Annotated in this window: 17 protein-coding genes and 1 riboswitch; of the genes, 7 read left to right on the top strand and 10 right to left on the bottom strand. The window is 68.4% G+C overall.

Annotation, left to right across the window (positions count from 1 at the left end; genetic code table 11):
* Positions 1-4 precede the first annotated feature (4 nt).
* The gene (locus ACE3T2_RS07280) at positions 5-1,528 is read left to right on the top strand and encodes a putative bifunctional diguanylate cyclase/phosphodiesterase (RefSeq protein WP_374656220.1); all 1,524 of its coding nucleotides are present in this window, start codon (positions 5-7) and stop codon (positions 1,526-1,528) included.
* On the opposite strand, the gene fabV is transcribed toward ACE3T2_RS07280, so the two are convergent.
* Positions 1,525-2,691: an enoyl-ACP reductase FabV gene (gene fabV, locus ACE3T2_RS07275; protein WP_374656218.1), complete on the bottom strand. Its 1,167-nt coding sequence runs from the start codon at positions 2,689-2,691 to the stop codon at positions 1,525-1,527. The two genes, ACE3T2_RS07280 and fabV, sit on opposite strands and share 4 nt — an antisense overlap.
* 122 nt (positions 2,692-2,813) lie before the next feature.
* On the opposite strand from fabV, the gene htpX reads away from it, so the two are divergent.
* Both htpX and ACE3T2_RS07265 read left to right on the top strand, forming a co-directional pair.
* Positions 2,814-3,764: a zinc metalloprotease HtpX gene (gene htpX / locus ACE3T2_RS07270; protein WP_374656216.1), complete on the top strand. Its 951-nt coding sequence runs from the start codon at positions 2,814-2,816 to the stop codon at positions 3,762-3,764.
* Positions 3,765-3,854: 90 nt separating this feature from the next.
* Positions 3,855-4,337, top strand: a complete 483-nt coding sequence (locus tag ACE3T2_RS07265; RefSeq protein WP_374656214.1) for a globin domain-containing protein — start codon at positions 3,855-3,857, stop codon at positions 4,335-4,337.
* Here ACE3T2_RS07265 and ACE3T2_RS07260 read toward each other — a convergent pair.
* Both ACE3T2_RS07260 and ACE3T2_RS07255 read right to left on the bottom strand, forming a co-directional pair.
* Positions 4,334-5,335, bottom strand: coding sequence for a pyridoxamine 5'-phosphate oxidase family protein (locus ACE3T2_RS07260; RefSeq protein ID WP_374656212.1), 1,002 nt, complete (start codon positions 5,333-5,335; stop codon positions 4,334-4,336). The genes ACE3T2_RS07265 and ACE3T2_RS07260 overlap by 4 nt on opposite strands.
* A gap of 64 nt (positions 5,336-5,399) precedes the next feature.
* Complete coding sequence (locus ACE3T2_RS07255) at positions 5,400-6,194, bottom strand: enoyl-CoA hydratase/isomerase family protein (protein ID WP_374656210.1); 795 nt, start codon at positions 6,192-6,194, stop codon at positions 5,400-5,402.
* 76 nt (positions 6,195-6,270) lie between these two features.
* On the opposite strand from ACE3T2_RS07255, the gene ACE3T2_RS07250 reads away from it, so the two are divergent.
* Positions 6,271-6,876 carry a class I SAM-dependent methyltransferase gene (locus ACE3T2_RS07250; protein ID WP_374656208.1) on the top strand — a complete coding sequence of 202 codons (606 nt, stop codon included), beginning with the start codon at positions 6,271-6,273 and terminating at the stop codon, positions 6,874-6,876.
* On the top strand, positions 6,876-7,184 hold the full coding sequence (locus ACE3T2_RS07245) for a hypothetical protein (RefSeq protein WP_374656206.1): 309 nt from the start codon (positions 6,876-6,878) through the stop codon (positions 7,182-7,184). Before ACE3T2_RS07250 ends, ACE3T2_RS07245 begins: the two co-directional genes overlap by 1 nt.
* Before the next feature lie 8 nt (positions 7,185-7,192).
* Here ACE3T2_RS07245 and ACE3T2_RS07240 read toward each other — a convergent pair whose 3' ends face one another.
* Both ACE3T2_RS07240 and ACE3T2_RS07235 read right to left on the bottom strand, forming a co-directional pair.
* A complete protein-coding gene (locus ACE3T2_RS07240; RefSeq protein ID WP_374656204.1) occupies positions 7,193-8,101 on the bottom strand; it encodes a DUF2268 domain-containing putative Zn-dependent protease in 909 nt (302 codons plus the stop codon).
* 21 nt (positions 8,102-8,122) lie between these two features.
* Positions 8,123-9,160 carry a ribonucleotide-diphosphate reductase subunit beta gene (locus ACE3T2_RS07235; RefSeq protein ID WP_374656202.1) on the bottom strand — a complete coding sequence of 346 codons (1,038 nt, stop codon included), beginning with the start codon at positions 9,158-9,160 and terminating at the stop codon, positions 8,123-8,125.
* Between the two features lie 140 nt (positions 9,161-9,300).
* Here ACE3T2_RS07235 and ACE3T2_RS07230 point away from each other — a divergent pair, with 140 nt between their 5' ends.
* Positions 9,301-9,954, top strand: coding sequence for a glutathione S-transferase family protein (locus tag ACE3T2_RS07230; protein WP_374656200.1), 654 nt, complete (start codon positions 9,301-9,303; stop codon positions 9,952-9,954).
* Between the two features lie 22 nt (positions 9,955-9,976).
* Here the strand turns inward: ACE3T2_RS07230 and ACE3T2_RS07225 are convergent, their stop codons facing one another.
* The 4 genes from ACE3T2_RS07225 to ACE3T2_RS07210 all read right to left on the bottom strand — a co-directional run bounded on the left by ACE3T2_RS07225 (position 9,977) and on the right by ACE3T2_RS07210 (position 14,027).
* Positions 9,977-10,222, bottom strand: a complete 246-nt coding sequence (locus tag ACE3T2_RS07225) for a DUF2798 domain-containing protein (protein ID WP_374656198.1) — start codon at positions 10,220-10,222, stop codon at positions 9,977-9,979.
* Positions 10,223-10,425: 203 nt separating this feature from the next.
* The gene (locus ACE3T2_RS07220; protein ID WP_374656196.1) at positions 10,426-10,899 is read right to left on the bottom strand and encodes a VOC family protein; all 474 of its coding nucleotides are present in this window, start codon (positions 10,897-10,899) and stop codon (positions 10,426-10,428) included.
* Between the two features lie 89 nt (positions 10,900-10,988).
* The gene (locus ACE3T2_RS07215) at positions 10,989-11,777 is read right to left on the bottom strand and encodes a lipid A-modifier LpxR family protein (RefSeq protein WP_374656194.1); all 789 of its coding nucleotides are present in this window, start codon (positions 11,775-11,777) and stop codon (positions 10,989-10,991) included.
* A 384-nt stretch (positions 11,778-12,161) separates the two neighbouring features.
* A complete protein-coding gene (locus ACE3T2_RS07210; protein ID WP_374656192.1) occupies positions 12,162-14,027 on the bottom strand; it encodes a ribonucleoside-diphosphate reductase subunit alpha in 1,866 nt (621 codons plus the stop codon).
* Between the two features lie 323 nt (positions 14,028-14,350).
* Positions 14,351-14,548, top strand: a riboswitch (yybP-ykoY riboswitch).
* Positions 14,549-14,563: 15 nt separating this feature from the next.
* Between ACE3T2_RS07210 and ACE3T2_RS07205 the strand changes: the two genes are divergently transcribed.
* A complete protein-coding gene (locus ACE3T2_RS07205) occupies positions 14,564-15,121 on the top strand; it encodes a TMEM165/GDT1 family protein (protein ID WP_374656190.1) in 558 nt (185 codons plus the stop codon).
* Here the strand turns inward: ACE3T2_RS07205 and ACE3T2_RS07200 are convergent.
* Entirely contained in the window at positions 15,118-16,902 is a 1,785-nt protein-coding gene (locus tag ACE3T2_RS07200) for an SLC13 family permease (RefSeq protein ID WP_374656188.1), read from the bottom strand. The two genes, ACE3T2_RS07205 and ACE3T2_RS07200, sit on opposite strands and share 4 nt — an antisense overlap.
* Between the last annotated feature and the right edge of the window lie 51 nt (positions 16,903-16,953).

The raw sequence follows: 16,953 nt of genomic DNA, 5'->3' as shown, positions 1-16,953 counted from the left end.
GCAAATGATCGACTCCGCCGTCGCCGCGCGGCGGATCGAGCGCGAGCGCCGGGCCCGTCGCGAGGCCGAAGCCCTGCTCGAGTCGAAGGCGCTGGAGCTGTTCCAGGCCGGGCAGGAGCTGCGCCGCGTCTATGAGACCCTCGCCGGCCGGGTCGACGAACTCGAGGCCGAGCGGGCCCTGACCATGCACCTGGCGCGCACCGACAGCCTGACCGGGCTGCTCAACCGCGGAGCCTTCACCTCGGCCCTGGTCGACCGCCTGGAGGCCGCCCAGGCCTGCGAAGGCGGCGTGGCGCTGTTCGTCATCGACCTGGACCGCTTCAAGCACCTGAACGACAGCCTGGGCCACCATGCCGGCGACCAGTTGCTGATGGAGATCGGCAAACGCCTGGGCCAGCAGGCCCGGCCCGGCGAGGTGGTCGCACGCCTGGGCGGCGACGAGTTCGCCGTCATCACCGATCGCGAGGGCGCGCGCAGCCGCGCCGAGGCGCTGACCCAGGCCCTCACGCAGGTCCACACCATCTACGGGCGTGTGATCGCGCCCGGCGCTTCGGTCGGTCTGGCCGTCTATCCCGACGACGCCACGGACGCGACCGACCTGCAGCGCTTCGCCGACATGGCGCTCTACCGAGCCAAGACCGCCGGCGGCAGCCGCTGGTCGGCCTTCGACGACGATCTGCGCCAGGCCAGCGAGGCGCGCCACAGCCTGGAGGCCGAACTGCGCCGTGCGATCCCCAGCGGCGACATCGTGCCCTGGTTCCAGCCGGTGGTGAACGCCGCCGACGGACGGATCATCGCCGCCGAGGTGCTGGCCCGCTGGAACCACACCGAACGCGGCATGATCCCGCCCGGCGTGTTCGTGCCGCTGGCCGAGGAGCTTGGCCTGATCGGCGAGCTGGACGGCATCATCTTCCAGAGCGCCTGCCAGCGCGCCGCGCCATGGGTGCGCGAGGGGCTGATCGACACCATCTCGTGCAACGTCTCGCAGCGCGAGCTGATGGACCCTGCCTTCTCGCGCAAGCTGATCGCGCGGCTGGCCGACACCGACCTGCCGGCCACGGCCCTGACCGTCGAGATCACCGAGACCTTCCTGGTCAACGACCTTTCGATGGCCCGCCGCCACATCGAGCGGCTGGCCGCGCGCGGCATACGCGTGGCGCTGGACGACTTCGGCACCGGCTATTCCAACCTGCGCGCTCTGCTGCAGCTGCCGATCCACACGGTGAAGCTGGACCAGTCGCTGATCGGCGGGGTCGGCCGCGACCCGCGCACCTCCAAGCTGGTGCGCGCGATGCTGAGCGCGGCCAAGTCGCTGGACGCGCGCATCGTCGCCGAGGGCGTCGAGGACGAGGCCCAGGCGATTTTCCTGCGCGCCGCCGGCTGCGACCGGATGCAGGGCTATCTGTTCGCCCGGCCGATGCCGGCCGACGACTGCGAGGCCCTGATGCGCGAGCAGGCCGCCGGCGCGGGCGCGGAGACCGACCGGATCATGGCCGCCGCCGCCACCCTGCGCGTGGTGAATTTCTAGACCACTACCCGCGGGTCGAGGTCGGCGGCGTAGTCGACGCCCGGAACGCCGAAGCCGAAAATCTTCAGGAAGTCGGCGCGGAAGCCGGCCAGATCGCCCAACTCGCCGAGCGTCTCGGTCGCCACCAGCGGCCAGCGGCGTTCGACCTCGGCCTGGACCTTCTCCGACAGCTCCCAGTCGTCCATGCGGATGCGGCCGGTCTCGTCCAGCGCGCCCTTGGGCAGCGCCTCGCGGAACAGGCGGTCGATCTGTTCAATGCACCCCTCGTGCAGGCCCATCTCCTTCATGACCTTGAAGAGAACCACGCCGTAGAGCGGCACCACCGGGATCGCCGAGCTGGCCTGGGTGACCACGGCCTTCAGCGACACCACTCGGGCGGCGTCCGGCCCCAGGCGGCCGCGGATGGCGGCGGCGGCACGGTCGACGTCCTCCTTGGCCTTGCCCAGGGTCGCATGCCAGTAGATCGGCCAGGTGAGCTGCGAGCCGATATAGGTGTAGTCCAGGGTGCGGAAGCCGTCGGCCAGCAGACCAGCCTGCGCCAGGGCCTCGACCCACAGCTCCCAGTCCTCGCCGCCCATGACCTTGACGGTGGCGGCGGTCTCCTCGGGCGTGGCGGGCGCGAGCTCGGTCTCGAAGACCTCGGCCTTGTCGGTGTTGAGCGTCTTGACCCGCACCGGCTCGCCCAGCGGCTTGATCGCCGAGCGGTAGGTCTCGCCGGTCCGCGGGTCCGTACGGACCGGGGCGGCCATGCTGTAGACCAACATGTCGATCTGGCCGAGCTCGTCGCGGACGGCGGCCAGCACCTTTTCGCGCATCTCGTCCGAGAAGGCGTCGCCGTCGAGGGTCACGGCCTTGCGGCCGGCGGCGGCGGCTTCGATTTCGAAGGCGCGGTTGTTGTACCAGCCGGCGCTGGCGGTCTTGGTCTCGGTCGGCTCCTTTTCGAAGGAGACGCCCACCGTGTCGGCTCCGCATCCGAAGGTGGTCACGATGCGCGACGCCAGGCCGTAGCCGGCCGAGCAGCCCAGCACCAGCACCCGCTTGGGGCCGCCCTCGATGGGGCCGCGCGAGCGCACCAGGTCGATCTGCTGGCGCACGTTGGCCGCGCAGCCGGCCGGATGGGCGGTGGTGCAGATGAAGCCGCGGATGCGGGGTTCGATGATCACGTCGCGGGTCCTGTCGGCTGTCGGCGGGAGGTCCCGCATAGCGCGCCCGGTGCGCCAAGCCAACGCGGCACGCGCGGCCGGATGCTTGCGAAGGCCGGCGCCCAGGCCCCATATCCAGGCCCATGCACAACCATCTTCGCACCTTCATGCTGCTGGCGGGCCTGACCGCCCTGTTCGTCGGCGTCGGCTATCTGATCGGCGGAGCGGCCGGCATGGCCGTGGCCCTGGCGCTCGCCGTGGCGATGAACGCCTTCAGCTACTGGAACTCCGACAAGATCGTGCTGCGCATGTACGGCGCGCGCGAGGTGGATCAGAGCGTGGCCGAACCGCTGCTGCGCAACTACGTGGCCGACGTCTACGAGCTGGCGGATCGCGCGAACCTGCCCCGGCCCAAGGTCTATGTGATGGAGAGCGAGCAGCCGAACGCTTTCGCCACCGGCCGCGACCCGGAACATGCGGCCGTGGCCGCCACCGTGGGCCTGCTGCGGATGCTGGACCGGCGCGAGATTCGCGGGGTGATGGCGCACGAGCTGGCGCATGTGAAGAACCGCGACACCCTGACCATGACCATTACGGCGACCCTCGCCGGGGCCATCTCCTCGCTCGCGAATTTCGCCTTGTTCTTTGGCGGCAACGACCGCGAGCGGCCGGGCGGGATCATCGGGACCATCGCCCTGATGATCCTCGCCCCCATGGCCGCGGCCCTGGTGCAGATGGCGATCAGCCGCGGCCGCGAATACGAGGCCGACCGCCATGGCGCCGAGATCAGCGGCGATCCCGAAGCGCTCGCCAGCGCCCTGCAGAAGATCGACGCCTATGCCCGCGGCATCGTCAACGTCACCGCAGAGCGTAATCCGGCCACCGGCCAGATGTTCATCATCAACCCGCTGGCGGGCCATGGCGCCGACAATCTCTTCTCCACCCATCCCTCGACCGGCAACCGGGTGGCGGCGCTGATGAAGCTGATCGGCCGCGGCGCTCCGCCGGCCGCGCCGATCGTCGACGGCGGCGGACGTCGCCGCGGGACCGCGGTGCCGACCACCAAGGCCCGCACGCCCGGCCCCTGGAGCTAAGGGAAGCCGCGGGGGTTGTCGGACACCGTCCGGCGGTTCACTGTTTCCCCAGCCGACGCGTACGAGAGTTCGGCGGGGAAGGAAGCTGACATGAGCGACGCCTTTGCGCGCGCGGCCGATATCGAGGCCAGCCTGGAACTGCTCGCCGAGCGCGACATCGATCCGACCGCCGCCGTCTATGAGCGGATGTTCGAACAGCACCCGCACATGAAGCCCTATTTTTGGCGCGACAAGGATTGGGCGATCCGCGGCGAGATGCTGTCGCGGACGTTCGCAGCCATCCTCGATTTCGTGGGCGAGCGGCGCTACGCCGACGTCATGATCGGCACGGAGATGGTCACCCACGAGGGCTACGACGTGCCGCGCGAGGTGTTCTCAACCTTCTTCGCCATCGTCCGCGACGCCCTGCGCGACCTGCTGGGCGGCGACTGGACCCCGGCCTTCGAGAGCGCCTGGGCCGAGTTGCTGGCCGAGATCGAGAGCTTCGGTCAGAAAGCGCCGCAGACGGGCGCGATCAGCCCGTTCCACGCCGAACGGGTCGCCAAGTTCCAGCGCGGGGAGATGACGGACTAATACAGTCCGTCGCGGTAGCTGGCCTCCAGCCCCTTGGCGACGAGGCCGCGATTGACCGCCAGCCGCAGCATGGTGGCCTCCGCGCCGCGCGCCTTGTTCAGCTTCACGTGCGCCACCAGGGTGGCGGACGGGTCGACGTCGCTGGCGGCGGGCGGCGCGGCCCAGACCGCGGCGCGGGCGAGGGCCTCGCTGGGCGCGAGACTCGCTGCGGCGCCCTCGATCACCGTGGCCAGGATCGGCGTCTTCGTCTCGACCACGAACCGGGCCCGCAGCGTCTCGTCCGTGGTGAGCACGGCCCGCCCGCGCAGTTCCGCCGCCGCGGCCACTCCCGGGATCAGGCAGAGCGCGGCGACCTGCGGCTGCTCGACCATGTTGCGATAGCCGAAGGCCAGGCGGTTTCCGGGCCGCTCGGCCAGGACGGCGCGGTCGCCCTCCATGCGGATCAGCAGACCCGCCGGGTCGCCCTTGGGACTGATGTCGATGCGGCCCTCGCGGTCCATTGTGGCCAGGGCCAGGAACCGGGCCCCATCGACGAAGGCGGCGGCGCCCGCCGGCGCCGTCGCGTCGGTGGGCGTCCAGAAGTCGGACCGGATCAGCGCCTTGGCGCAGTGGACGAAGCACTCCTCGACCGCGATCTCCAGCGCCTCGCCGGTCACCGCGCTGATGCGGCCGTTGGCGCGCAGGGTCTCGCCGACGCCGGGGATCAGGAAGAGGACGCCCGCCCCCTGCCCGGCCGCGACCTCGCCCGGCGCGTCGACGGCGGCAAGGGGCAGGCTGAGGACGGCCTTCGACTTCGCCCGCGCAAAACCGGCCGAGCCGCCGGCCAGCCGCACGCGCGGCCCATCCGCGCCGCCGATCCCAACGAAGGCCAGCGGCGAGGCGGCGATCCAGCGAGCCGCCGCCTCGTCCAGGTGGTCGATGATCTTCATCTTCACCGGCAGGCCGGCGACGCCGACGCAGGCTTGAAGCTCGGGAATGGTCGAGATGACATCGTTCATCGGCAGGCTCCGGCGTTTCGAACCGCAGCCTGCACGACATGATAATCATTCGCAACTAGAGACTTCAGCGCCCCTGGAACACCGGCGGCCGCTTTTCGAGGAAGGCGCGGCGGGCCTCCTTGCCGTCCTCGCTGCCGAAGGCGCGCATGATGTTGGAGACCTCGTAGCGGAGCTGCTGCTCCATATCGATGGACTCGTAGGACTTCACGATGCCGCGCTTGAGCAGGCGCAGGGTGATCGGCGACCAAGCACAGAGCTGCTGGGCGTATTCCGCCAGCCGCGTCTCGAAGTCGGCGTCGGCGACCGCCTCGCCGGCCATGCCCCAGTCGACGGCCTCCTGCCCGGTCAGGGTGCGGTTCTCCATCATGAAGCGCATGGCGCGCTCATAGCCCATGGCCTGAGGCAGGGTGATGGTCAGGCCGGCGTCCGGCGAGCCGCCGATGCGGGTATAGCCGGCCATCAGCCGGGCGCTGTGGGCGATCAGGCGCACGTCGGTGGCCATGGCCAGGCCCAGACCCGCCCCGACCGCCACGCCGTTGATCCCGCCGATCACCGGCTTGTCGCAGCGCTTGCGCACCGCCAGCAGGAAGTTGCCGACCCAGCCGATGTCGTCCAGCTGGGCGGTCATCGGCGTGCCGGGGTGGTAGGGCTCGGCGCCCGAGAGGTCGAGCCCGGCGCAGAAGGCGTCGCCCGACCCGGTCAGGGCCACGACCCAGACGTTGTCGTCACGCGCGGCGGCGTCCACCGCCTCGACCACGCCCCAGGCCAGGGCCTGGCTCAGGGCGTTCTTCTTCTCCGGACGGTTCAGGCGGATGGTGCGGACGTGGCCCGCATCAGAAACCTCGACTAGCTTGCCCATGGCGATCCCCTCGGTTCTTGGCTTTCCGCCACAATGGACGGGCGGGCGCAGCGATACCAGACCGAAGGGAGCCAGCATGACCGACCAGCCGCTGCACGACGAGGCGACGCTCGCCTTCTACGACCGCGAGGCCGGAGCCTATGCGGCGCGTAAGGATCAGGCCGGGCCGCACCTGGCCGCGTTCCTCGAGAAGCTTGAGCCGGGAGCGAAGATCCTCGAGCTCGGCTGCGGCGGCGGCCAGGATGCGGCGGCCATGATCGCCGCCGGCTTCGACGTCACGCCGACCGACGGTTCGGCGGGCCTGGCGCGGGAGGCGGAAAAGCGCCTGGGCCGGCCGGTGCGGGTGATGAAGTTCGCCGAGCTGGACGAGACGGACGCCTACGACGCGGTCTGGGCCAACGCCTGCCTGCTGCACGTGCCCGAGGAGGGACTCCCCAACGTGCTGGGGCGCATACATCGGGCGCTGAGGCCGGGCGGGCGGTTCTACGCCGGGTTCAAGGCCGGCGACGGCGGGACGCGCGACAGCCTGGGCCGCTACTACAACTTCCCCGACGAGGCGCGGCTTCGGGCGGCCTACGCTGCGGCGGGGCCGTGGGCGCAGATCGAGCTTCGCCATGGACAGGGCGGGGGATTCGATGGCGTGATGCGCGAGTGGCTACACGTTGAGGTCGTGAAACCCTGATGCCCAAGCTCGCGCATCTCCTCGCCCCGGCGCTCGTCGTGGCGGTTCTGGCGGCCTGCAGTCCCGCCCACCCCCCGGCTCAGCCCATCACCAGCAAGGAACAAGCCCTGGCCGTCATCAACGAACGGCTCGGCCCGAACCCGGCCGGCGGCAAGCCGCTGGAGGTCCGCGCCGACGGCGACCGCTGGATCGTGTCGGTGAAAGGGGCGCCCGAAGAGATGACCTCGATCCTCGACGCCAAGACCGGCCGCCTGATCGAATATACGGCGGACGTCTCGGTCACGGCGACCATCGAGCCGGCGGACTAAAGCCGACCTCAGTCCAGCTTCATCCCCGGCCTCCAGCCACTGGCCGCCAGGAAGGCCTTGGCGTCGGACATTTCGAGGATCTCGCGGAAGGCGCGGCGCTTGTCTTTGGCGCCTTGGTAATAGGCCTTGGCGATACGGTAGCCGACCCAGTAGCCAAGGTCTCCCGGCTTGCCCGGCGCGGTGTTGTAGAGCCAGGCCGAGAGGTCGGTCTTGTCGATGTCGGCCAGGAACGCGGTCTCGATCTCCAGTTCGCGCCCGGCCGCCAGCGACGGCAGGTAGACGTAGGCGATCTTGCCGGCGGTCTGCTCGGCGACGAACTCGGCTGCACCCTCGATCAGCGAGGCCTCCAGCACGGTCGGCGTCTCCTTCTCGGTGAGCGACGGCGCCTGTTGGACGTGGGCGAACTCGTGGGCCAGCACGTAGACGACCCGGTCCTCGATGTCCGGGTTCAGGACCTCGGTGGCGCAGAGCGCCTCCAGCCCGACCTGCACGCCGGTCACCGGGCTGCCCACCGCCACCGGCCGTCCGCGGCCGACCGCGACCGTCACGGCGGGAAAGCGCGCCTGCGGATAGAGCCCGGCCAGCCTGGTCAGCGCCTTCTGCAGCCGCTTGCGCGCGGCCGGCAGGACAGCGGCGCAACGGCGTGCGTCTTCATACACGGCCGGCTGTGCGGCGATGTTGTCGGCGATGCGTTGGCCGGTGACCCGGCGCACCCGCGCCAGCGTCTTCAGCCCGTCCGAGCCGCCGTCCAGATAGGCCTGCAACTGCTCGGCGGTCGGCTTGCCGCCGGCGGCGTCATAGATTTCATAGAACCGCGCGACGTCGCCGATCTCGACGACCGGCCCGCCGGCCGGCTGGGCGCCGGCGGCGCCCGCCACGCAGGCGAGCGCAAGGGCGGTCAGGATACGCCGGAACATCGGACCGCTTCCGCCTGCGGCCTATTCCGCCGGCAGCGAATTCTCGGCGCGCTTAGCCAGCATGTTGTCGAAGGACGACCAGACGCCGTCCGCGCCATGCCATTGGCCCTTCGTCGCCGCCTTGGAGTACTCGGTCGAGCGGGCTTCGAAGAAGTTGGCGTGTTCGACGCCCGACAGCATCGACTGCAGCCAGGGCAGCGGGTTTTCCTTCACCCCGTAGACTTCCGGCAGGGCCAGCTGGCGCAGGCGCCAGTCGGCGATGAAGCGGATGTAGGACTTGATGTCGTCCGGGGTCATGCCCTGGATCTCGCCGGCCTCGAAGGCCAGGTCGATGAACTTGTCCTCCAGGCCGACCACGGTCTTGCAGCAGTCGACGATGTCGTCGCCGACGCTCTTGGTGACCGCGCCGGTCTCCTTGTTGAAGGCATGGTAGAGCTTGATGATGCCTTCGCAATGCAGGCTCTCGTCTCGCACCGACCACGAGACGATCTGGCCCATGCCCTTCATCTTGTTGTGGCGCGGGAAGTTCATCAGCATCGCGAACGAGGCGAACAGCTGCAGCCCCTCGGTGAAGCCGCCGAACATGGCCAGCGTACGGGCGATGTCGGCGTTCGAATCGACGCCGAACTTCTGCATGTAGTCATGCTTGTCGCGCATCGCCTGGTAGTCGAGGAACGCCGTGAACTCGGAATCGGGCATGCCGATCGTCTCGAGCAGCAGGGCGTAGGCGGCGATGTGGATCGTCTCCATGTTGGAGAACGCCGACAGCATCATCTTCACCTCGGTGGGTTTGAAGACGCGGCTGTAACGCTCCATGTAGTTGTCGTTCACCTCGACGTCCGACTGCGTGAAGAAGCGGAAGATCTGGGTGAGGAGGTTGCGCTCCTTGTCGTTGAGCTTGGCCGCCCAGTCCTTGAGGTCCTCGCCCAGCGGCACCTCCTCGGGCATCCAATGGACCTGCTGCTGCTTCTTCCAGAAGTCGTAGGCCCACGGATAGCGGAACGGCTTGTAGGCGTAGGACGGGGTGAGCAGGCCAGGCAGGGCGGATTGCGCGGTCACGGCGGCGACTTTCGAATCTGTGCAGGCGGGATCTTGGTTACCCACTTATTTAGGCGCCGTTTGCCGCCGAGAGAAAGCCACATCTTGTGGTGTGACGCGGCATAAAGACCCAACATGTTGTGGATGATGGGAGGACAAACATGAGCAGCGAATATGTCGTTCACGGCGCCTCGGGCTCGGGCTCCATGCCCGTCGAGGCGACGATGCGGCTGCTGGGCCTGCCCTATCGCGTGATCGAGAACGCGCCATGGGAAAGCAAGGCGGCGGCCGACGCGGTGGGCGCGGTCAACCGCTTGCGCCAGGTTCCCGCGGTGATCCTGCCTTCGGGCGAGCTGATGACGGAAAGCGCGGCGATCCTGATCCATCTGGCCGACAGCCATCCCCAGGCCGGTCTGGCCCCCGCGCCGGATGCGCGCGAGCGCGCCCAGTTCCTGCGTTGGATGATCTACCTGCCAGCGTCCATCTATTCGATGTTCTGGGTGCGGGACGATCCGAGCCGGCTGGCGGCCGACGCCGCCGCCGAACAGGTGATCTCCCAACGCACCGCCCAGCGTATCGCCGACTGCTGGCGGATGATGGACGAGCAGGTTTCGCCGGGCGACTACATCCTGGGCGACCGGCTCTCGGTGCTGGACCTCTATGTGACGGTGATGTCCCGCTGGACCCCGCGCCGGAAGGTCTTCCACCAGGTCGCGCCGAAGATGAGCGCGGTCGTCCGCCGCGTCGACGCCGACCCGCGCCTGGCCGACTTCTGGGCGCAGCGCATGCCGTTCGAGGCGGGTTGGGAGGGCTGAGGCCCTCCCAGGCGCCATAGGCCTAGGCCGGCTCGACCACGAGGCCGACGATGCGCCGCACGATCGGCAGCAGCACCAGCAGGGCTGGGAAGGCGATCAGCCACGAGACGCCCCAGGCGCCCATCCAGGCGGCGGGCATGGAGGGCGTCGCGCCCAGACTCTTGAAGGTCGAGATGCCGGAGACCAGCAAGGTCATCAGCATCGACAGCACCAGCGGCATGACGAGCGCGCCATAACGGGCCGGCAGGCGGGGATAGGACTTGGACATGGGATAGCTCCGTAAGCGCCGCGCGATGCATCCGGCCCGTTCCGAACATCGCCGGCTCAATCGAACCCGGAAATGCTCTGCGCGGACGTGACCCCTCGCCCGGCCTGGGTGGGGTGGATGCGTTGGCTGACGTAAACGCTTACGGGCGCGCCAAGGGCGCGACGGGCGAGGCTATAGCCGCACTTCGATATATCGGCAAGCGGTCAGCCGCGACGCGCCGCTTCGATGGCGGCCACGTCTATCTTCTTCATGGTCATCATGGCGTCGAAGGCGCGCTTGGCTTCGGCGCCGCCGGCCGCCATGGCCTCGGTCAGCACGCGCGGCGTGATCTGCCAGGATATTCCCCACCGATCCTTGCACCACCCGCAGGCGCTCTCCTGCCCGCCATTGCCGACGATGGCGTTCCAGTAGCGGTCGGTCTCTTCCTGATCGTCAGTGGCGATCTGGAACGAGAAGGCTTCATCATGCTGAAACGCGGGGCCCCCGTTCAGGCCGAGGCATGGGATTCCGCAGACCGTGAACTCGACGGTCAACACGTCGCCCGCCTTGCCGGAGGGATTATCGCTGGGCGCGTGACGCACGGCGCTCACCGCACTGTCGGGAAAGGTCTCGGCGTAGAAGCGGGCTGCGGCCTCCGCGTCCTTATCGTACCAGAGGCAGATCGTGTTCTTCGCCATGACGTGTTCCTTCGGTTTGAGCCCCGGCGCTCACGTAAGGCGAGCGCATCCGGATAAGAACCGCAGCCGCCCAGCGTCGGATCCGCGTCCTATTCCTTCGGCTTGATCGAGAACGAGAAGGCGACGACCGAGTCTTCCTTGGTGTCCTGGCCGTAGACCATGTGCTCGCCCTTCACCTCGCGGTGGATGTAGCCGAGCGAGGTCTGCATCGCCCCTTTGCGCCAGGCGATGCCGACATGGGCGTCGCCGACAAGGGCGCTGGACGGGTCGGTCGACCAGCCGTCGCGGTCCCAGCCGGACTTCTCGTTGCGCAGGATGTTCAGGCCCACCGCCCGGCCGCTGGCCGCCGCGAACAGGTACCAACGCCCCTGGTCGCCATAGGCCGAGCCGTCGCGAACGCCGAGATCCTTAAGCTGGTTCTCCACCGCCGCGTCGCGCTTCTGCGCCAGGGTCAGCGTGGCGCCGGCCTCGGCCTGGCCGCCGCTGTTGGCCACGCCGACACCGGTGTGCGGGGTCAGTTCGACGTCATAGCGGCCGGCGTCGAAGCGGACGGGCGCCCAGTCGCGGGTGACTGCAATCTCGTAGGCGTCGGCGTCGAACTGGGCCCCGGCGGTCGAGCCGCTCAGGTCGCCCGGCGTGCGCAGGGTTCCGCCGACGCTGAGCCGGAGGGTGTCGACCGAGCCCTTGGCGGTCTTTCCGAGCTTGACGGTGTCGGTTCGCCAGCGCACCGGCCGGCCATCGGCGGTGAACTGCTCCCGCGCAGCCAGGGCGGAAAAGTCGTCGGCGCTCTTCTTGGGCGCATAGTCGGCGGCGAACGCCGCCTGCCGCAGGCGTTCAGCCTTGGCTGATATTGGCGTCTGTGCGTGAACCCCGCTCACAGCGCCAAAAGCAAAGGCGATGGCCCACCCAGCCAACGGCCTCATCATCGAACCTCCCGTGCCGCATCGTTGAGCGTGCGGCTCAACAAGCATCCTTCCACGAAGGTGGAATGACGCAAACGGAAATTCCGTTCCTGGGCGGCCCTCAACTTGAGTTTACACGCTGAGTGGCGCTCAAGAGGACGGCGTCATGTCCCAATTCGGGGCAAGACAAGGAATTCGCCTGCAATTTATGCGCTAGCGGCGTGGGTGCGGCGTTTTGACGGGCGCTGCAGACGTCCCATCCACGCCGGTCCGGTGAATCTCGTCTGAGACGACAATGGCGGGCCCGCAGCGTTGCAGACCCGCCATACCGCAGACTGGAAGATCGCCGTTATGCGAAGCCTATTGGCAGGCCAGGCATTCCTCATAGTCGGTGCGTTCAGCCGGAGCGTCGACCACCATGGCCGCACCTTCGCCGCCCGCGTGAGCCGCGCGCTGAACCGACTTGGAGCGCAGATAGTAGAGCGACTTGCAGCCGCGTTCCCAGGCCTGCCAGTGCAGCATGTGCAGGTCCCACTTGTCGACGTCGCCCGGCAGGAAGACGTTGACCGACTGCGACTGGCAGATGTCGGGCGTGCGGTCGGCGGCCAGCTCGATCACCCAGCGCTGGTCCAGTTCGAAGGCGGTCTTGTAGACGTCCTTTTCGTCCTGGGAGAGGAAGTCCAGGTGCTGGACCGAGCCCTCGTTCTCCAGGATCGAGTCCCAGACCTGCGAGGTGTTCTTGCCCTTCTCGTCCAGCAGGCGCTCCAGATAGGGGTTCTTCACCGCGAACGAGCCCGAAAGCGTCTTGTGGGTGTAGATGTTGGCCGGGATCGGCTCGATGCCGGCGCTTGTGCCGCCGCAGATGATCGAGATCGAAGCGGTCGGGGCGATGGCCAGCTTGTGGCTGAAGCGCTCCATCACGCCCTTTTCGGCCGCGTCAGGGCAGGCGCCGCGTTCGGCGGCGAGCGTGCGCGAGGCCGCGTCGCACTGGCGGCGCAGGTGCTTGAAGAGGCGCATGTTCCAGCTCTTGGCCAGCGCGCTTTCGAACGGCACGTTCTGCATCTGCAGGAAGGAGTGGAAGCCCATCAGGCCCAGGCCCACCGAGCGCTCGCGCTGGGCGGCGTAGACCGCGTTCTTCATTTCCGGCGGCGCGCTGCGGATGAAGTCTTCCAGCACGTTGTCGAGGAAGCGCATCACGTCCTCGATGAAGGTCGGGTGGTCGCGCCACTCCATGAACTTCTCGGCGTTGACCGACGAGAGGCAGCAGACGGCGGTCCGCTCGCGGCCCAGGTGGTCGGTCCCGGTGTGGAGCATGATCTCCGAGCAAAGGTTCGACTGCCGGACGCTGAGGCCGAGGTCGCGCTGATGCTGCGGCATCGAGCGGTTCACGGTGTCGGAGAAGATCAGGTAGGGCTCGCCGGTCTGCAGGCGGATCTCGAGGATCTTCTGCCAGAGGCTGCGGGCGTCGACCTCGCGCAGCACTTCCTGGTTCTTCGGCGAGCGCAGGCCGAACATGGCGCCGTCACGGACGGCTTCCATGAATTCGTCGGTGATGTTGATGCCGTGGTGCAGGTTCAGGGACTTGCGGTTGAAGTCGCCCGACGGCTTGCGGATCTCGAGGAACTCCTCGATTTCCGGGTGGTGGATGTCGAGATAGACAGCCGCCGAACCGCGGCGCAGCGAGCCCTGCGAAATGGCCAGGGTCAGCGAGTCCATCACCCGGATGAAGGGGATGATGCCGCTGGTCTGGCCCGCGCCCTTGACCTTCTCGCCGATCGAGCGAACCCCGCCCCAATAGGTGCCAATGCCGCCCCCGTTGGAGGCCAGCGCCACGTTCTCGTTCCAGACGCTCTGGATGCCGTCGAGCGAATCGCCGACCGCGTTGAGGAAGCAGGAGATCGGCAGGCCGCGCCCGGCGCCGCCGTTCGACAGCACCGGGGTCGCCGGCATGAACCAGAGGTTCGAGATGTAGTCGTAGACGCGCTGGGCGTGGTCGGCGTCGTCGGCATAGGCCGTGGCGACGCGGGCGAACATGTCCTGGTAGCTCTCGCCGGCCAGCAGGTAGCGGTCTTCCAGGGTGGTCTTGCCGAATTCGGTCAGCAGGGCGTCGCGCGAGCGATCCACCTCGACCTTGCGAACCAGTTGAAGCGTGGGCCGTTCAGCCCGCTCCGGGGCCGTCTGGCTTGCTTCCGAAACCGTCCGCTGTACCGCTTCGCCGCTGCTCATGCCCCAAAATCCATAACTATCAGGCGCTTCGAGCCCCCCGCCCGTCGTCACCCTTACTCCGCTACATATTGTGTCTCGCCGACTGCGTTACACCCACATATGGGGCATCAAGCCTAATGACTCGTCAACGGGTTCAGACGGTCATCCCCACGAGAATTTCGTTAACGCCGCATTTACCTTCTCCGCCAGGGCTTTGCGGGATTGAGTTTTCCACAGGCGGTCCTAGCCCGGACAAAGCGTCACCTCACGCGCATGTGAAAATCGGAACGTGCGAAGACGCGAGTCGTTCGCACTTGCCCACCGGCGGTCCCGCCCCTATCCACACCGCCGTCACTGGGGAGTAGCCGCCCGAATCTCCATCGGGGGGTCCGTCAACAGACTTGCGGAAGGCCGAAAGGCCCAAGGCATGGCGGATCCGGCGGTCGCATCTGCGGCCACGTGCTTGGCGAGACCTTTGGCTTTCGTGCGTCGGTCCATGCGGGGTCGGCGGCGCGGAAAGCCATTGGTATGCCTCGACCCCGCCCGGACGCCTATTCATGGAAGCCTTCTTCGTCTCGACCGGGCTCGTGGCGATCGCCGAGATCGGCGACAAGACCCAGCTCCTGGCCCTGCTGCTGGCCGCACGTTTCCGCAAACCCGTCCCCATCATCGCCGGCATCCTGGTCGCGACCATCGCCAATCACGCCCTGGCCGCCTGGGTCGGCATGGCGGCGGGCGCGTTCCTGAACGGCCCCTGGATGAAGTGGGTGCTGGGCCTGGCCTTCATCGGCTTCGGCGCCTGGGCGCTGATTCCCGACAAGTTCGAGGACGGCGACCGGCCCAAGGACCGGGCCGGGGTGTTCCTGACCACGCTCGTGGCCTTCTTCTTCGTCGAGATGGGCGACAAGACTCAGGTCGCCACGGTCGCCCTGGCGGCGAAGTTCCAGCAGGTCCTGCTGGTCGCGGCTGGCACGACGCTGGGCATGATGATCGCCAACGTCCCCGCTGTCCTGATCGGCGAGGCGGCGGCCACGCGCCTGCCCCTGAAATATATCCGCTGGGCGGCGGCGGCCTCGTTCGCGGCGATCGGGGTCTGGATCCTAGTCGCCGGTTAGGTCGGCGACAGCGGCCAGAACCAGGCGACGAGCGGCGCGCCCAGGACCAGCACCAGCAGGGTCAGGGGCGCGCCCAACCGGGCGTAGTCGCCGAAGCGATAGCCGCCTGGCCCCATCACCAGGGTGTTGCACTGGTGCCCGATGGGCGTGAGGAAGTCGCAGGCTGCGCCAACCGCCACGGCCATCAGGAACGGATCGGGATTGAGGCCCAGTTGCTTGGCCATGCTTGCCCCCACCGGCGCGACGATCAGCACGGTGGCGGCGTTGTTGAGGAACGGCGTGGCCGCCATGGCCACCGCCAGGATCGACACCAGCGCGAGCATCGGCGACTGGCCGCGGAACAGGGTCGAGAGCCAGCCGCCGATCAGGTCCGCCCCGCCCGTGGTCTGGATCGCCTCCGACACCGGGATCATCGCGGCGATCAGGACGATCAGCGGGCCGTCGACCGCGCCGTAGGCTTCACGCATCCGCAGCGCGCCGACGGCGATCATCGCCACCGCCGCGCCGAAGAACGCGACGGCCACCGGCGTCACCTGGAACGCCACGAGAATCATCGCCGCCGCCAGGATCACGGCCGGGGCGAGCGCATGGCGAATGCCGCCCAGCCGCACCTCGCGCTCGGCCAGCGGCAGCAGTCCGAGGGCGGCGAGCGCCGCCGGCAGGCTCCGCTCGCTTCCTTGCAGGACCACGATGTCGCCCGACTTGAAGCGCACCCGCTTCAGGTGCTGCTTGAGGTCGTATCCCGAGCGGGCAACGGCCAGAAGATTCACTCCATGGCGACCGTAGAGATCGAGCTGCTGGGCCGAGCGGCCCACGAATTCCGACTCTGCGCCCACCACCGCTTCGACGACCCGCACTTCGTCGGTCGGCTCGTCCATCGCCACGGGCCGGTCCGAACGGGTCAGGCGCAGCTTGCCCCGGTTGATCAACTCATCGAGCGCCTGCGGCTCGCCCTGGAGCAGCAGGATATCGCCGATGCGGACCTTGGTGTTGGCGTGCGGACGCGCCCGCCGCCGCCCCTTGCTCAGCATCATCATCACCTGCGCCTCGCCCTGGGCCAGGGCGTGGAGGTCGGCGATGCGCGCGCCGTCGAGCGGCCAGTCCTCCGGGGCCTCGACCTCGGTGAAATAGGCGTTCGCCGCCAGGGCTTCCTCGATGCTCACCGCGGGCGCCCGATCGGCCGGCAAAATGCGATAGGCGAGCGACAGGAAGATCAGGCCGATAACCGCCAGCGTGAGGCCGACCGGCGTGTAGTCGTACATGGAGAATGGCTTGCCGATCATCTCCTCGCGCACCTGCGAGACGATGATGTTGGGCGCGGTCCCGACCAGTGTCACCACGCCGCCCAGCATGGCGCCGAAGGCCATGGGCATGAGCAGACGCGAAGGCGCCGATCCGGTTCGCCGCGCGACCTGCAGGGCCACGGGCATGAGGATGGCCAGCGCACCGACATTCTTGGTGGCCGTCGACAGCAGGGTGACGGCGGCGGTGAGGACCGGGACCTGTGAGCGTTCGCTCTTCAGACGCGGCAGCAGCGGGCGCAGCACCCACTCCACCACGCCGGACCGTGCGAAGGCGGCGCTGACCACCAGGGCGGCCGCGATGATCACCGTAATGTCGTTGGAGAAGCCGTCGAAGGCGTCCTTTGCCGGGACGATTCCCAGCGCCACCCCGATCAGCAGGGCGCAGACCGCGATGACGTCGTAGCGGAAGCGGCCCCAGATGAAGGCCGCGATCGTCGCGGCCACGAGGCCGAAGGCCAGTCCTTGTTCAAGCGTCATCAAGCCCCCTGGCGACAGAGCCTGAACAACGCAAAGGGCCGCGGAAAGCTG

This window comes from Phenylobacterium sp. (genome assembly GCF_041919955.1).
In the GTDB taxonomy this organism is placed as follows: domain Bacteria; phylum Pseudomonadota; class Alphaproteobacteria; order Caulobacterales; family Caulobacteraceae; genus Phenylobacterium.
This window is presented reverse-complemented; position numbering and strand designations above follow the sequence as displayed.

Bases quoted from the DNA above. Each gene is read 5' to 3' on its own strand.
- ACE3T2_RS07255 (WP_374656210.1), bottom strand. From the start codon at position 6,194: ATGGGCAAGCTAGTCGAGGTTTCTGATGCGGGCCACGTCCGCACCATC.
- ACE3T2_RS07225 (WP_374656198.1), bottom strand. From the start codon at position 10,222: ATGTCCAAGTCCTATCCCCGCCTGCCGGCCCGTTATGGCGCGCTCGTC.
- ACE3T2_RS07200 (WP_374656188.1), bottom strand. From the start codon at position 16,902: ATGACGCTTGAACAAGGACTGGCCTTCGGCCTCGTGGCCGCGACGATC.
- ACE3T2_RS07250 (WP_374656208.1), top strand. From the start codon at position 6,271: ATGACCGACCAGCCGCTGCACGACGAGGCGACGCTCGCCTTCTACGAC.
- ACE3T2_RS07230 (WP_374656200.1), top strand. From the start codon at position 9,301: ATGAGCAGCGAATATGTCGTTCACGGCGCCTCGGGCTCGGGCTCCATG.
- ACE3T2_RS07240 (WP_374656204.1), bottom strand. From the start codon at position 8,101: ATGTTCCGGCGTATCCTGACCGCCCTTGCGCTCGCCTGCGTGGCGGGC.
- ACE3T2_RS07245 (WP_374656206.1), top strand. From the start codon at position 6,876: ATGCCCAAGCTCGCGCATCTCCTCGCCCCGGCGCTCGTCGTGGCGGTT.
- ACE3T2_RS07260 (WP_374656212.1), bottom strand. From the start codon at position 5,335: ATGAACGATGTCATCTCGACCATTCCCGAGCTTCAAGCCTGCGTCGGC.
- ACE3T2_RS07265 (WP_374656214.1), top strand. From the start codon at position 3,855: ATGAGCGACGCCTTTGCGCGCGCGGCCGATATCGAGGCCAGCCTGGAA.
- ACE3T2_RS07220 (WP_374656196.1), bottom strand. From the start codon at position 10,899: ATGGCGAAGAACACGATCTGCCTCTGGTACGATAAGGACGCGGAGGCC.
- ACE3T2_RS07205 (WP_374656190.1), top strand. From the start codon at position 14,564: ATGGAAGCCTTCTTCGTCTCGACCGGGCTCGTGGCGATCGCCGAGATC.
- ACE3T2_RS07280 (WP_374656220.1), top strand. From the start codon at position 5: ATGATCGACTCCGCCGTCGCCGCGCGGCGGATCGAGCGCGAGCGCCGG.
- ACE3T2_RS07210 (WP_374656192.1), bottom strand. From the start codon at position 14,027: ATGAGCAGCGGCGAAGCGGTACAGCGGACGGTTTCGGAAGCAAGCCAG.
- htpX (WP_374656216.1), top strand. From the start codon at position 2,814: ATGCACAACCATCTTCGCACCTTCATGCTGCTGGCGGGCCTGACCGCC.